Genomic DNA, 14,002 nt, shown 5'->3' with positions numbered 1-14,002 from the left:
CCGGCCACAAGGCGCGGCAGGGTCGGTACTGGCACGACGCATGAGGCGGGCGCGAATCGACAGGGAGACGTACGGATCAGGGTAAACACCTAGTCCGGTCGCCACGCCAGCCCGCGCGGCAGCGACCCGGCGTTACATGAAACAGGGCCCCAGCTCGCGCACCTCCACCGTGGCCCAGCGCGCCGCCGGGCATTCGGCAGCCAGCGCCAGCGCCTGTTCGCGATCCTCGCAGTTGAGCAGGAAGAAGCCGCCGATCATCTCCTTGGCCTCGGCGAAGGGGCCGTCGACCAGCGTGCGCTGGCCGTCGCGCACGCGCAGCCGCACGCCGTCGGCGTCGGACTTGAGGGATTCGGCGCGCGCCAGCAGGCCGCGCGCCTGCAATCCTTCGGCGTAGCGCACCATCTGGGCGTAGACGTCGCGCCCTTGCTCGGGGGTGCGCTCGGCGCGCTGGCCGGCGGGCTCGACGATGAGAAGCATGTACGGCATGGACGGTTCCTGGTGGGCAAGGTCGGCGTAAGCGCCGGGCGCGAGCGCGCGTCGCGCCCGGCCGGCAGCCGCCAGATTACGCTGTTTGCGGCGCGCCGGACAGGTTCGCGTCAGCCTTTCCGAAGTGTCGACCGGTCAGGTGGGCGCGCGCGGTCGCTTCAGGACCTGTCCGCGGCGCCAGCCTTGGCCGTTGCGGCCTTGCCGGCGGCGGCGGTCGGCTTGGCCGCGTCCCCCTTGGCCTCGGCCTGCACCGGCTTGGCCGGCGCGGTGATGTCCATGATCAGTTCCACGCGCCGGTTGGCGGCGCGGCCGGCCGGGGTGTCGTTGGACTCGATCGGGCGGGTCTCGGCGTAGCCCACCGCGCGCAGGCGGCTGCCGGCCACGCCGTCGCGCACCAGTTCGCGCAGCACGCTGGTGGCGCGGCTGCTGGACAGTTCCCAGTTGGAGGCGAACTGCCGCGTCTGGATCGGCACCGGATCGCTGTGGCCTTCGACCGAGACCTGGTAGTCGTTCTTGTTGAGGATGGCGGCCAGCCGCTTGATCACGTCCAGGCCCGACGGGCTGAGGGTGGCCTGGCCCGAGGGGAACAGCAGCTCGTTGCTGATGCGGAAGCTGACCGATTGTTCGTTGATGATGACGTCGACCGAATTGCCCAGGTCGGCCAGCCCCAGCGATTCCTTGGACGGCGCCTTCAGGGGTGGGGCGGCTTGCGCCACCACCTCGCCATCGCTGTCCGCGGCATCGGCGGCGCTGGCCGTCGCGGCTGGCGCCGTGGGTTCGGCCCAGCTGGCGGGGATGGCCGGCATGTCGAATTCGGCGTATTCGCCGTCGTAGGCGGGCAGGCCCTTGGCCGCCAGGCTGCCGACGATGTCGACCTGCGTTTCGCCTGGCTCCGGAAAGCCGCCGTGCAGGCGCGCCACGGCCAGCATCACCACCAGCATGGCCAGCAGCAGGGTGATCAGGTCCAGGTAGCTGAGCAGCCAGTTCTCGGCATCGCTTTCGACGGTTTCATCGACGTGCCAGCGGGCGTAGCGATCCTTGCGGTCGCTCTTGCTGGGGCGCCAGCCGCTGTTGGCGGCCGCCTTCTGCGCGCGCAACTGGGCCTGGCGGGCCTGCTCGATCCGCTGCGCCAGGGAGGGGGAAATCAGGCTCATTGGCGCGCGGCGGCGGGGCGGGTGATGGACACGGGCTTGTTGGCGGCGGCGGACACCTGGCCCTCGGCCTTGGCGCGCGGCGCGGCGGCGCCGCCGTCGTAGATTTCGTCCTCGACGTGCATGACGAACGAGTTCAGGGTTTCGCGCACCACGGCCGGGCCGCGCTTCTCGCACATCATGGAGATGCCCTGCAGCACCATGTTCATGGACTCGACGCGGCGCGCGGTGCGGCGTTCGAGCTTGACGGCGATGGGCTTGCACACCAGGTTGGCCAGCAGGATGCCGTAGAAGGTGGTCATCAGGCCGATGGCCAGCTGCTGGCCGATGGTGGTCATGCTGCCGTCGCCCAGCACCGACATCAGGTTGATCAGGCCGACCAGCGTGCCCAGCATGCCGAAGGCCGGCGCGAAGGTGGCCATCACGCGGAACATCTGCGCTTCGGCCATTTCGCGGGCCTTGAGCCGCGCCACGCGCCATTGCAGCAGTTCGATGATCTGGTCTTCGGGGGTGTTGTCGATGATCAGCTGCACGCCGGTGCGCAGGAACGGATTGCTGACCTTCTTGAGTTCCTGTTCGACCTTGTGGACGTCGGTGTTCATCCACAGCTGCGCCATGTTGACCAGTTCCTCGATGTCGCGCTGCTGGTCGTGCTGGTCGCTGCGGAACACCGTGACCACCAGCTTGAACACCCGCATCACTTCGGACAGCGGGTAGGCGATGAACAGCGCGGCGCAGGTGCCGCCCAGCACGATGGCCAGGCCCGGCAGGTTGAAGTACATGCCGGGGTTGGTGGCGGCCAGCGCGATGACGATGACCAGGGTGAGCAGGCCGACAACGGCGCCGATGACGGTAGACGGATTCATGGATCTTGCCTGATAGCTAGCGCATCCGGTTCACGGAATGCGGGATGGTGGCAAATTCTAGCCACGGGCGGGTCGCGCCAATCCGTCGGAAAACGGGGCGAAAGGGGCGGTAAGCGCCGGCTTGAACCGGCGTCCGGGCGCGGGGCCCCAGGAGAATAATCGGGGCCGGATTTGGTTTCAGACGGCCGGCGGATGCCGGGCGCGCCATTCGTCGCGCGTGATCTCCCAGATCTCGGCCAGCTGGCGGCCAGAGACGAAACCGCGTTCCTCGGTCGCCACCAGCCGCATCCCGGTCCGCTCCGACAGCCGGCGCGAGCCCTCGTTGGCCGCCGCCTTGGGCGCCCGCAGCACCGGCTGCCCGAGCACGTCGAACCAATAGGCGGTGACCGCCTCGCTGGCCTCGGTCATGTAGCCCTGGCCGCGGTATTCCGGGTCGAGCCAGAAACCGCGGTTGTTGCCCGGTTCGTCGCGCATCAGGCTGATGATGCCGATCAGGCGTTGCGGCTCGGCGCGCGGGCGCAGCGACCAATGCCACTGCATGCCGCGCCGCATCGCCGGCAGCGCCACCTGTTCCACGTAGGTACGGGCGCCGTCCTCGGGATAGGGCCAGGGCACCTGGTCCGCCAGGTAGCGCACCACTTCCCATTGCGGAAAGATGCGCTGGATGGCGGGCGCATCGTCCAGGCTCAAGGGGCGCAGCAGCAGGCGTCGGGTGTCCAGGGCGGGCAGGTCGGGCACGGCGGGCATGGCGGTCCGGGTGGGGAGGAGGGACGGGAATGTATATCATGGTCGGCCTGGACACAGCCAATCGGCGGCCAATCGTCCCCCGGGCCTACTGGCCCGGGGCGGCCGCGGCAACGGAGAAAAACACATGAATGCAGCCAACGAAAACGTCAGCATGGCGCTTTTTTGCGACTTCGAGAACGTGGCGCTTGGCGTGCGCGACACCAAGTATCAGAAGTTCGACATCCGGCCGGTGCTGGAACGCCTGCTGCTCAAGGGCAGCATCGTGGTCAAGAAGGCCTATTGCGACTGGGAGCGCTACAAGGAATTCAAGGCGCCGATGCACGAGGCCAATTTCGAGCTGATCGAAATCCCGCACGTGCGCCAGTCGGGCAAGAATTCCGCCGACATCCGGCTGGTGGTGGATGCGCTGGACTTCTGCTACACCAAGTCGCACGTCAACACCTTCGTCATCATCAGCGGCGATTCCGACTTCTCGCCGCTGGTGTCCAAGCTGCGCGAGAACGACAAGAAGGTGATCGGGGTGGGCGTCAAGCAGTCCACCTCCGACCTCTTGATCGCCAACTGCGACGAATTCATTTTCTATGACGACCTGGCCCGCGAAGGCCAGCGCGCCGCCGACGCGCGCCGCGACAATCGCGGCGGCGGCAACGCCGGCCAGCGCCGCTCGCCCGACGAGGAGCGCCGCCGCAAGGAAGAACTGGAGGCCCGCAAGACCCAGGCGGTCGACATGGTGGTCGAGACCTTCGAGGCGCTGATGGCCGAGCGCGGCGACAGCGGCAAGATCTGGGCCTCGGCCCTGAAGGACGCGCTCAAGCGCCGCCGGCCGGACTTCAACGAGTCGTACTACGGCTTTCGCGCCTTCGGCAACCTGCTGGACGAGGCGCAGTCGCGCGGCTTCCTGGAGGTCGGGCGCGAGGAAAAATCCGGCACCTACGTGTATCGCGACAGCGCCGGCGGCGCGGCCGCGCGCGCGGGCGGCCGGCCCGCCGCGCGGGTCCAGGCGGTCGAGGCGCATGACGCCGCCGACGCGCAGCCGGCCTGTTCCATGGCCGATACCACCGAGGCCCGGCCGGCGCGCGGCACGCGCGGCGGCCGCAAGAACGCGGGCGCCAACAGCCGGGGCGGCCGCCAGGAGGGCGCGCGGCCGGATGGCCAGCGCGGCGCGTCCGTGGATGAATCGCAATCCCACGACGCCGGCCAGGCATGGCAGGGCGGACCGGGGCGGCCGGAGGTGGCAACGGCGCAGGCGCCGCTGTTCGACGTTTCGCCGGCGGCCCCCGCGTTGCCCGACGCGCCGCCGCTGGAAGCGGTGGTCGACGCGATAGGCGCACCGGAGCGAGCCGACGTGCAGGTGCCAGACGAACCGGTCGAGCCGACCGACGCGGCCCCGGCCAAGGGCCGTCGCGGCGCCCGTGGCGGCCGCGGCGCGACGCGCTCGGCACGCGCGAAGGGCGCGGAGGCCGACAGCGCGGCCCAAGCCGGGGCGGCGGAAGATCGCGTCGCCGCGCCAGCCGCCCCGGCCGAAGCGGGCGCCGAGGCCGTCGAGGCCGCGCCCGCCAAACCCGCTCGCAAAATCGCCCGCAAGACGGCCACCGGCGCCCGCCGGCCCCGCAAGACGGCCGCAAGCAAGAGCGCCGATCCCGAATAAGCCGCCCGCGCGGCAGGCGTGGCCGGCATGGCGATGTGTCCTCGCCGGCCACGCCTGCCCCCGGGGCGGGTCAGCGGCCGGGACGCCGCTGCCGCCAAGCCCGGTATCCGGGTTCGCGGCAATCGCCGCGATCGGGCGCCGCGTTCATTCGGACTGCGGCGCTTGCTCCGCATAACGACCCGGCGTGACGCCATGTTCGCGCTTGAACATGGCGATGAAGGCGCTGACGTTGTCGTAGCCTGCTTCCAGCGCGGCCGCCGTCACGCCACGGCCGGCCGCCAGCATCTGCTGCGCCCGCATCAAGCGGGCGCGCTGGCGCCAGGCGCCCGGCGTCAGGCCGGTCTCGGCCTGGAAGCGCCGCGCCAGCGTGCGCGGCGCCATGCCGATCCAGTCCGCCCATGCCGCCAGCGGGCGCGTGTCGGCAGGCGCGTCCGACAGCGCCCGCGCCAGCCGCTGCAGCCGCGGATCGCGTGGCAGCGTCAGGCCGTCGCCGGCGCGCGGCAGGGTGCGGATCTCGTCGCGGATCAGCTCGACGATGCGCAGGCGCGCCGCATCCCACGCTTCGTCGCGCCAAGCGGCGGCGCGCTCGACCGCCGCCAGCAGCAGCGCGGAGGCCTGCAAGGCGCACGGCGCATCGGGCAGGCCCGCGCACGCCGCCGCGCTCAGGTAGACGCTGTAGCCGGCATAGGGGCCATGCGAGCGCAACCCATGCGGGCAATCGGGCGGCACCCACAGCGCGTGCGCGGCCGGCGCGACCCATTGGCGGTCGCCGGCCTGCACCGTCAGCAAGCCCTGGTAGGCGCCGAACAATTGCCCGCGCGCATGCCGGTGCAAGGCGGTCTGGCGCACCGCCTTGTCCTGGCGGCGCACCGCCAGCAGGCGCGGCCCGCCGCCAGCGGCGGCCAGCCCGGGGGCGACCAGGGGCGAGGCGGGATCGTCGGGACGTGTCATGCGAAAGGGCGGCGGGGCAGGGACGGCATGGATGAATGGCAAAAAAACGGTATGGATTGACCAAAATACCGCAGATTTGCCGGCCGTGCGCGACTAAGCTGGTTTCCGTACCCACCCACTGGAGAAAACCATGAAAGCTCAGGATGTGTTGCCCGACGACCGCGACAGCGCGGAGTTCCAGGGCGTGACCGTGCGCAAGGGCACGGTGGGCGCGTTCCTGGCGAACGCGCGCCTGTGGTGCGACGCCGCCACCGCGCCGCCGGCCCGAGAGCGCGCCGCCGCCGATCTGCGCGAGGCGCTGCCGGCCTTGCGCGCGCTGGGATTGTTCGAGGTGCTGCAGGTGCGCGACCCGGCGCTGCGGCAATGGCTGGAGACGGCCCGGGAGTGAGCCCGCGCGGGCCGGCATCCGGCGATCAGCCGTGCCGGGCACGGCGCCGGGCTGTTCTATGATGACGCCTGCCATGGGCGCATATCCGAATGCGCCCGCCTAGTCAGCCGGAAATCCCCATGCAATACGTTCTTGTCAGTGCCTGCCTGCTCGGCCATCCCGTGCGTTACGACGGCCGCTCGGTGCCCGGCGGCCACGACGTGCTGGCCCGCTGGCTCGATGCCGGCCGGGTGGTGTCGGTCTGTCCCGAGGTGGCCGGCGGCCTGCCGATCCCGCGTCCGCCGGCCGAGATCGAACCCGGCGCCGACGCGACCGCGGTTCTGTCCGGGCGCGCTCGGGTGATGACGGTGTCCGGCGAGGACGCGACCCGGCCCTTCGTCGACGGCGCGCAACAGGCGCTGGAGGCGGCGCGGCGACGCGGCATCCGCATCGCCGTGCTCAAGGAGGGCAGCCCTTCCTGTGGCAGCGGTTACGTCTACGACGGCAGCTTCTCCGGCCAGCGGCAGGCGGGCGTCGGCGTCACCGCGCGGCTGTTGGCGGACGCGGGCCTGCGGGTATTCAGCGAACACCAATGGGCCGAGGCCGACGCCTGTCTGGCATGGCTGGAGGCCGCCGATGGGCGTTAACGTCGGCGACTGGCTGGTGCTGGTGGCGGTGGCGGCCGGTGCGCTGTCGGCCTGGCGGCTGCTCGCGGGACTTGGCCGCGGGCGCCTGCTGGCGCGGGTCGGCGCGGTGGTGTCGCTGTCGTGCGCGGCCTTTTTCGGCTGGCTCTGGTATCAGCAATACCTGAAATGGGACTTCAACGAACTGGGCCGCTATTACGACCCGGTCGACCAGGTGGTCTACACCGACAGCGGTTTCGTCTGGATCCTGCCGGCCGCGCTGGCCCTGGCGGCCGGTCTGTTCTTCGCCTGGCGCGGCTGGGGCGGCCGGCGGCCCTGAGGCCCGCGGCCGTTCGCTGTGCCGCCCGCGGCCGTTCGCCGTGCCGCCGCGTCCGCGCCAATTGCCACGAGCGCCCCGCGGGGCGCTCGTCGTGTCCGGGCAAGGCCAGCCTCAGTTGGCGCGGTAGCCGCGGCTGTTCATGCAGGAATCCATGGCGTGGTTGTAGCTGTCCACCATGACCTGGGTGGTCCATTGCGAGATGGTCGCCGGGTCGTAGCCGCTCTGGTTCATGGCCCAGCGCTGGCAATCGGTCGAGGCGCTGGCCTGCGCCGTGTTGGCGGGCGGCGCCGCCTCGTATTGCACCGGCGCGTATTGCGCCGGCTCCTGGTAGACCGGGGGCGCGCTGTACACCGGCGGCGTCTCATAGACGGGCGCCGCGTACACCGGCGGACTGGTGTAGGACACGCCCGGCGCATAGACGCCGGTCTGCGCGTAAGAGGGGCCGGAATTGGCCGCCAGGATCAGCCCGGTGGCCGCCAGCGCGAAGGCGCCGCCAATCCACCAGCCGCTGCCGCCGCCACCGCCGTGATGATGGTGGTAGCCCCCATGGTGGCCACCGCGATACCCGCCCGCCAGGGCGGGGGAACTTGCCAAGGCCAGGGCCAGCGCAACGCCGACCATGCGACCCGTGAACCGCTTCATGATCTTGCTCCTGAGCCGCCAGGCGTGCGCGTGCTGCGCAGGCTGGCGATACCGTAATGTACCGCCGCCGCCACGCGGCAGGTGTGTCAAGATTTATGAAGATTTCAAGTGATTTCAGGGGCTTGGCGACGGGCCGGCGCTGCCGCCTGCCGTTTCCCGAGCGGGCGCGGCCTGGGCCGGCCTGGGCGCCGCCGGTTGGTCGCGCATGAAGGGCGATCCCCGCGGATTGTCGCAAGTCGTCGATTCCCCCGCCCGCAGGCGGACCACCGGGCGCGGGTCGAAGGCCTCGGCGTTGCGGTCATGGGTGGCGTGGGTGACGTAACCCGGCTTCTCGACGCACCAGTTCCAGAAGAACACTTCCGCGCCATGGATCGCCAGCATTTCGACACGCCACTCATGGCGGGCCTCGAAGCTGGCGCGGCCCTCGGCGTCGGTGCGCTGCTCGTTGCGGAACCGGTCATAGCCATAGGGATAGGCGGCGGCGATCAGCACCACCCGCGCGTCGGCCACCGGCCGTCCGGCTTCGTCCTGGACAGTGATGGCGGACTGCGGCTGCAGAGTCTTGTGGGCCGGGTAGGGTATGCAGCCAGACAGGGCCAGCGTGAACGCGGCGGCGCAACCAAGGCGAAGCAGGCGCGGCAATCGGATCATCAGGGTTTCTATGTATGCAGGAATGTATGGCTAAAAGGGCGGAAGGATAGTATTTTCACGCGATGACGACGGCACTACCCCCCTCTGTACCGCAAGAAAAGCGTTTGACGAAAGGTGAGCGCACCCGGTTGCAACTTCTGGAAGTCGCGGCGGCGGAGTTCGCCGAGCGCGGGTTCCAGCACACCCGGATCAGCGACATTGTCGCCCGGGCGGGCGTGACGCAACCGGTGTTTTATCAGTATTTCGCCGGCAAGCAGGCGGCCTACGATGAACTCGTGGGCATGTTCGCCCAGCGCCTGCGGCAGGAAGTCTGCCAGGCGCGCCTCTATGAGGATCAGCAGAATCTGCCCGTCGAGGAACGCGTGCGCCGGGGCGTGACCAACTGGCTGGACATCCTGGGCGAGGACCCCAACCTGACGCGCATCGGCTTTTTCCAGGTCGATGCGGCCGAGTCGCTCAAGGACGAGCTGGTCGAGATGATTGCCGAGAACATCCGCATCGACCAGCGCGCCGGCGTGTTTCGCAAGGACATCCCGCCGGCATGGCTGTCGCACGCCTTCATGGGCGTGATAGAGCGCTTTGCGCGCCGCGGTCCCGACGCCGAGGAGCGCGAGGCGCTGGCCGAATTCATCACCAACATGTTCCTGGAAGGCGTGCGCCAGCGCTGACAGGCGGGCCCGGCCGCCGCCCGGGTCCAGGCCGCCTGTGCCGGCCGCGTCGCTTGACGCCGTGGCCGGCCCGTGGCCCGCCGCCTATTCCACCCGCGCGCCCGAGGCCACCACCAGCTTGCCGGCCGCGTCCCAATCCGCTTTCAGCAGTTCCTGGAACTGCGCCGGGGACCTGGCTTCGGCCTCCACGCCCAGCGCCGCCAGCCGCGCCTGCACCTTGGGATCGGCCAGCACGCTGTTGACGGCGGCGTTGAGCTTGTCGCGCTCGGCCGGCGCGATGCCGGCGGGGGCCAGCAGGCCCAGCCACGAATCGAAGGCGTAGCCGGGCAGGCCGCTCTCGGCCACGGTTGGCAGGTCGGGCGCGAAGCGCGAGCGCTGCTTGCCGGTGTAGGCCAGGAACGTCACGCGTGGATCGTTGCGGTAGCCGGTCACGCCGATGGTGGCGGCGGTCACGGCCTGCACGCGGCCGGCCAGCAGCTCGGTCACGGCGTCGCCGGTGGACTTCATGGGGATGTGCTGCATCTGCGCGCCGGCGGCGCTCAGGAACGACGCCATGCCCAGGTGCGAGGCGCTGCCGTTGCCGGCGGAGGCGTAATCGTAGGCGCCCGGTTTTGCCTTTACCGCCTGGATGAACTCGGCCGTGTTGGCCACCTTCAGCCCGGCCGACGCGAGGATGACGTAGCCGGTGTTGCCCAGGTAGGCCACGCCGGTGAAATCCTTGTAGGGGTCATAGCTCAGGTTCTTGTACAGATAACCGGCGATGTGGTGGCTGGCGGCGGCCAGCACCAGCGTATTGCCGTCGGGCGCGGCGCGCGCCACCTGGGCGGTGCCCACGGTGCCGCCGGCGCCCGCGCGGTTCTCGATCACGATCGACGCGTCCAGGGCCCGGCCCAGCTCGTCTCCGATGGCGCGGGCGATGGTGTCCTGCACCGCGCCCGTGCCATACGGCACCACGATGCGGATGACGCGTTGTTCGGCATGGGCGGCGCCGGCACAGGTGGCGGCGATGGCCAGGAGCAGGGCGGAAAGACGGGAAGGCACGCGGGCGGCAAGGGACATGGAATTGGCAATGGGTTCGATGATGCGGGGCGTTGGACTCTACCGGCCGCGCGCCGCCGCGCCAACGATTGATTCACGCCTTGCTTATTGCCGCAGGCGATATCGCGCGGCGGGCGGATGGATATACTCCCAGGGCCACTGGCCTACGACAAGACAAGGGAAATCAATGAACGCGCTCATGCTGCAGGCGATCGAGTTCGCCAACGACCACGAAACCGCCTGGGACCGCAGCGTCGATGGCGTCTTCGGCGTGCACCAGAACGATCCGCCGCCCTGGAACCGCCTGCTGGGGCCGATCCACGACCGTGGCCCGGTCTCGGGCGTGGTGCTGCGCGAGGGCCGCGAGATCGCATCGTGGGGCGAGCCCGACCGCGCCGACCTGACCTTCAGCGTGGCCAAGCTGTACCTGGCGATCCTGGCCGGACTGGCGCACGACCGCGGCCTGTTGCCGGATGTCGATGAACCGGTCGGCAAGCGCGTGCCCGGCATCGGCTTCGACCACGGCCGCAATGCGCGGATCACCTGGCGTCATCTGCTGCAGCAGACCAGCGAATGGGAAGGCGAGCGCTTCGGCGTCTCCGACCAGGCCGACCGCTATCGCGCCGTCACCTTCGGCGTGCCGCCCGACGGCAAAAAGGGCGAGGCCCGTCCCTTGCAGGCGCCGGGCACGTACTGGGAATACAACGACGTGCGCATCAACCAGCTGTCGTATGCGCTGCTGCACTTGTTCCGCAGGCCCTTGCCCGAGGTGTTCCGCGAGGCCGTCACGCGGCCGCTGGGCGCCAGCGAAAACTGGCAATGGGTGGGCTACGACAATGCCTGGGTCGAGATCGACGGCCAGCGCATGCCGTCGGTGCCGGGCGGCTCGCACTGGGGCGGCGGCATGTCGATCAGCGCCCGCGACCAGGCATTGATCGGCCAGATGCTGCTGGACCAGGGCCGCGCCGCCGATGGCCGCCAGGTGCTGTCGAGCGACTGGATCGCGCAGATGCGCCAGCCGTGCGCGATCGCGCCGTACTACGGCTACCTGATCTGGCTCAACCACGAAGGCCGCGTGTTCCCCAGCGTGCCGGCCTCCAGCTTCTTCGGCGTGGGGGCGGGCAGTTCGTTCACCTGGGTCGAGCCCGAGCGCAGGCTGGTGGCGATCGTGCGCTGGCTCGATTCGGCGCACGCCGACGCGCTGTTCGGTCGAATTCTGGCGGCGGTGGACGCGCAGCCGGCCTGAGCGGCCGCCGCGCATGGCGGTCGGTGTCCCTGCCCGGCGCAGGGATTTTCAGCGGCCTGCCGGCATTCTTCTGGCAACATGCCCCTTTGTCCGCCGGGCCGCCGGCGGGCGCGCCATCGTTTTTCGCCGACCAAGGATTTCGCCATGAACTACCGCCGTCTCGGATCCAGCAACCTTCGCGTATCGCCCCTGTGCCTGGGCACCATGATGTTCGGCGAGCAGACGCCCGATGACGAGGCCGCGCGCATCGTCGCCTCCGCGCGCGACCACGGCCTGAACTTCATCGACACCGCCGACGTCTACAACGACGGCCGTTCCGAGCAAGTGGTGGGCAAGTTGCTGCAAGGGCAGCGCCACGACTGGGTGCTGGCCAGCAAGATCGGCAACGTGGTGGGCAAGGGCCCGAACCAGTCGCACTATTCGCGCCAGTGGCTGATCCGCGGCGTCGAGCAGAGCCTGGCGCGCCTGGGCACCGATTTCCTCGACATCCTCTACCTGCACCGCGACTACCACGAGGAAAACCTGGAAGAAGCGCTGTGGGCGCTGGGCGACCTGATCCGCGCCGGCAAGCTGCGCAGCTTCGGCTTGTCGAACTTCCGCGGCTGGCGCATCGCCGAAACCCTGCGCCTGTGCGAAAAGCTGGGCGTGCCGCAGCCGGTGGTGTGCCAGCCGTACTACAACATGCTCAATCGCGGCCCCGAGGTCGAGATCCTGCCGGCCTGCCAGCACTACGGCCTGGGCGTGGTGCCGTACAGCCCGATCGCGCGCGGCGTGCTCACCGGCAAGTACCAGCCGGGCCAGGCGCCCGCCGCCGACACCCGCGCCGGGCGCGGCGACCGCCGCATCCTGGCCACCGAGTTCCGCGAGGAATCGTTGCGCATCGCGCAGCAGCTGGTACAGCACAGCGCCGCCCGCGGCGTGCAGCCGGGCCATTTCGCCACCGCCTGGGTGCTGGCCAATCCGATCGTCACCGGCGTCATCGCCGGCCCGCGCACGCTGGCGCAGATGGACGATTACTACGCCGCGCTGGACGTGACCATCACGCCCGAGGACGAGGCCCTGGTGGACAGCTGGGTCACGCCCGGCCACGCCTCGACCCACGGCTACAACGATCCCAACTATCCGTTCCACGGCCGCCCGGTGACGGTGGCCTGACGGCAGGCAGGGGGCGGCGCGTGGCGCCGCCCGCGCGCCGGTTAGGCCTTGCGCAGGGTCGCGCTGGCCGGCGGGGCCAGCCCGTCCTGCGCCGCGGTGCGCCCGCCGCGCCCGATCAGCCAGGCGCACAGCGCCGACACCACGCCCGAGAACAGCACGTACAGGCAGATCAGCCAGGGCTGGCCGTTGCCGGTCTTGAGCAGCGCGGTGGCGATGATGGGCGTGATGCCCGAGGCGAAGATACCCGAGAACTGGTAGACGAACGAGATGCCGGTGTAGCGCACCTTGGCGTCGAACAGCTCGCAGAACAGGGCGGCCTCCGGTCCGTAGACGGCGGCGTAGAAGATGCCGAACGGAATGATGATGGCCAGCCACACCAGCATCACGCTGCCCTGGCTGTTGAGCATCAGCCAGAAGCCGGGAAAGGCCGCCACCGCCGTGATCAGCGAGCCCCAGAAATACACCCGCGTGCGCCCGATGCGGTCGGACAGCCGCCCGAAGTAGGGGATGGTGAAGCACATCACCAGCGCGGCCGCCATCACCCCGGTCAGCGCCTCGGTGCGCGTGATCTGCAGCGTCTGGGTCAGGTAGGAGATCGAGAACACGCCGAACACGTTGAAGAACACGCCGTCGATGTAACGCGCGCCCATGCCCTTGGCGACGTTGCCCGGGTAGCGGCGGATCATGTCCATGAACGGGATGCGGCTTTCGGCGTTGTCGCGCTTGACCGCGGCGAACTCGGGCGTTTCCTTGATGTTCAGGCGGATGTACATGCCGACCCCGACCATCGCCGCCGACGCCAGGAACGCCAGGCGCCAGCCCCAGGCCATGAACTGCGCGTCGGTCAGCAGCGTCGACAGCAGCGCCACCGTGCCGGACGCCAGGCACAGGCCGATGGCCAGCCCGATCTGTGGCAGCGAGGCGTAGTAGCCCTTTTTGCCCGGCGGCGCGTACTCATACGCCATCAGCACCGCGCCGCCCCATTCGCCGCCCAGGCCGATGCCCTGGAACACGCGCAGGAGCAGCAGCAGGATCGGCGCCCACAGGCCGATGCTGTCGTAGGTGGGCACCAGGCCGATCAGGAAGGTGGACACGCCCATGATCATCAGCGTCATCACCAGCATGCTCTTTCTGCCGATGCGGTCGCCGAAGTGGCCGAACACCAGCCCGCCCAGCGGCCGCGTGATGAAGCCCACCGCGAAGGTGGTGTAGGCCAGCATGGTCGAGATGAGCGGGTCGCCCGTGGGAAAGTACAGCTTGTTGAACACGATGCCGGCGACCACGCCGTACAGGAAAAAGTCGTACCACTCGATGGTGGCGCCGATCAGCGACGCGGCGACGACTTTTCTCACCGCGGTTTCGTTCTGCTTGGCCATGCCTGTCTCCTTTGGGGGAAGCGGGCGGCGCTCTGCGGCGCCGCTCC

The 14,002-nt window shown here is 69.8% G+C and carries 16 protein-coding genes; 7 read left to right on the top strand and 9 right to left on the bottom strand.

What is annotated here, in order from left to right:
* Positions 1 to 132 precede the first annotated feature (132 nt).
* The 4 genes from AC6CR5_RS07015 to AC6CR5_RS07000 form a co-directional block, all read right to left on the bottom strand.
* The gene (locus AC6CR5_RS07015) at positions 133 to 486 is read right to left on the bottom strand and encodes a YciI family protein (protein ID WP_006384316.1); all 354 of its coding nucleotides are present in this window, start codon (positions 484 to 486) and stop codon (positions 133 to 135) included.
* A 158-nt stretch (positions 487 to 644) separates the two neighbouring features.
* Positions 645 to 1,640 carry an OmpA/MotB family protein gene (locus AC6CR5_RS07010; protein ID WP_498085404.1) on the bottom strand — a complete coding sequence of 332 codons (996 nt, stop codon included), beginning with the start codon at positions 1,638 to 1,640 and terminating at the stop codon, positions 645 to 647.
* Positions 1,637 to 2,503, bottom strand: coding sequence for a motility protein A (locus tag AC6CR5_RS07005; protein WP_006384312.1), 867 nt, complete (start codon positions 2,501 to 2,503; stop codon positions 1,637 to 1,639). The genes AC6CR5_RS07010 and AC6CR5_RS07005 overlap by 4 nt, the downstream gene beginning before the upstream one ends.
* 177 nt (positions 2,504 to 2,680) lie before the next feature.
* Positions 2,681 to 3,250 (bottom strand): GNAT family N-acetyltransferase, encoded by a 570-nt coding sequence (locus tag AC6CR5_RS07000; protein ID WP_054471378.1) that lies wholly within the window; start codon positions 3,248 to 3,250, stop codon positions 2,681 to 2,683.
* A 124-nt stretch (positions 3,251 to 3,374) separates the two neighbouring features.
* Between AC6CR5_RS07000 and AC6CR5_RS06995 the strand changes: the two genes are divergently transcribed.
* Positions 3,375 to 4,898, top strand: a complete 1,524-nt coding sequence (locus AC6CR5_RS06995) for an NYN domain-containing protein (protein ID WP_498085403.1) — start codon at positions 3,375 to 3,377, stop codon at positions 4,896 to 4,898.
* A gap of 144 nt (positions 4,899 to 5,042) precedes the next feature.
* On the opposite strand, the gene AC6CR5_RS06990 is transcribed toward AC6CR5_RS06995, so the two are convergent.
* Positions 5,043 to 5,849 (bottom strand): AraC family transcriptional regulator, encoded by an 807-nt coding sequence (locus AC6CR5_RS06990; protein ID WP_020927984.1) that lies wholly within the window; start codon positions 5,847 to 5,849, stop codon positions 5,043 to 5,045.
* Between the two features lie 130 nt (positions 5,850 to 5,979).
* Between AC6CR5_RS06990 and AC6CR5_RS06985 the strand changes: the two genes are divergently transcribed.
* The 3 genes from AC6CR5_RS06985 to AC6CR5_RS06975 all read left to right on the top strand — a co-directional run bounded on the left by AC6CR5_RS06985 (position 5,980) and on the right by AC6CR5_RS06975 (position 7,179).
* Complete coding sequence (locus AC6CR5_RS06985) at positions 5,980 to 6,237, top strand: hypothetical protein (protein WP_006384621.1); 258 nt, start codon at positions 5,980 to 5,982, stop codon at positions 6,235 to 6,237.
* Between the two features lie 119 nt (positions 6,238 to 6,356).
* Positions 6,357 to 6,863, top strand: coding sequence for a 2-thiouracil desulfurase family protein (locus AC6CR5_RS06980; protein WP_238873910.1), 507 nt, complete (start codon positions 6,357 to 6,359; stop codon positions 6,861 to 6,863).
* Positions 6,853 to 7,179, top strand: a complete 327-nt coding sequence (locus AC6CR5_RS06975; protein WP_498085402.1) for a hypothetical protein — start codon at positions 6,853 to 6,855, stop codon at positions 7,177 to 7,179. Before AC6CR5_RS06980 ends, AC6CR5_RS06975 begins: the two co-directional genes overlap by 11 nt.
* Positions 7,180 to 7,290: 111 nt before the next feature.
* On the opposite strand, the gene AC6CR5_RS06970 is transcribed toward AC6CR5_RS06975, so the two are convergent.
* On the bottom strand, positions 7,291 to 7,821 hold the full coding sequence (locus tag AC6CR5_RS06970) for a hypothetical protein (RefSeq protein ID WP_058664602.1): 531 nt from the start codon (positions 7,819 to 7,821) through the stop codon (positions 7,291 to 7,293).
* Between the two features lie 114 nt (positions 7,822 to 7,935).
* Positions 7,936 to 8,472 (bottom strand): carboxypeptidase-like regulatory domain-containing protein, encoded by a 537-nt coding sequence (locus tag AC6CR5_RS06965; RefSeq protein WP_006384564.1) that lies wholly within the window; start codon positions 8,470 to 8,472, stop codon positions 7,936 to 7,938.
* Positions 8,473 to 8,576: 104 nt separating this feature from the next.
* On the opposite strand from AC6CR5_RS06965, the gene AC6CR5_RS06960 reads away from it, so the two are divergent.
* Positions 8,577 to 9,140, top strand: coding sequence for a TetR/AcrR family transcriptional regulator (locus AC6CR5_RS06960; protein WP_223821418.1), 564 nt, complete (start codon positions 8,577 to 8,579; stop codon positions 9,138 to 9,140).
* An 84-nt stretch (positions 9,141 to 9,224) separates the two neighbouring features.
* Here the strand turns inward: AC6CR5_RS06960 and AC6CR5_RS06955 are convergent, their stop codons facing one another.
* Positions 9,225 to 10,199 carry a tripartite tricarboxylate transporter substrate-binding protein gene (locus tag AC6CR5_RS06955; protein WP_498085401.1) on the bottom strand — a complete coding sequence of 325 codons (975 nt, stop codon included), beginning with the start codon at positions 10,197 to 10,199 and terminating at the stop codon, positions 9,225 to 9,227.
* 166 nt (positions 10,200 to 10,365) lie between these two features.
* On the opposite strand from AC6CR5_RS06955, the gene AC6CR5_RS06950 reads away from it, so the two are divergent.
* Positions 10,366 to 11,424, top strand: coding sequence for a serine hydrolase domain-containing protein (locus AC6CR5_RS06950; protein WP_498085400.1), 1,059 nt, complete (start codon positions 10,366 to 10,368; stop codon positions 11,422 to 11,424).
* Between the two features lie 144 nt (positions 11,425 to 11,568).
* Entirely contained in the window at positions 11,569 to 12,579 is a 1,011-nt protein-coding gene (locus tag AC6CR5_RS06945; protein ID WP_006385067.1) for an aldo/keto reductase, read from the top strand.
* Positions 12,580 to 12,620: 41 nt separating this feature from the next.
* Here the strand turns inward: AC6CR5_RS06945 and AC6CR5_RS06940 are convergent, their stop codons facing one another.
* Entirely contained in the window at positions 12,621 to 13,955 is a 1,335-nt protein-coding gene (locus AC6CR5_RS06940; RefSeq protein ID WP_020927975.1) for an MFS transporter, read from the bottom strand.
* Between the last annotated feature and the right edge of the window lie 47 nt (positions 13,956 to 14,002).

The sequence above is a fragment of the Achromobacter sp. EG18 genome (genome assembly GCF_059759395.1).
The sequence above is the reverse complement of the archived record's forward strand: the minus strand, read 5'-3'. Positions and strand labels throughout refer to the sequence as shown.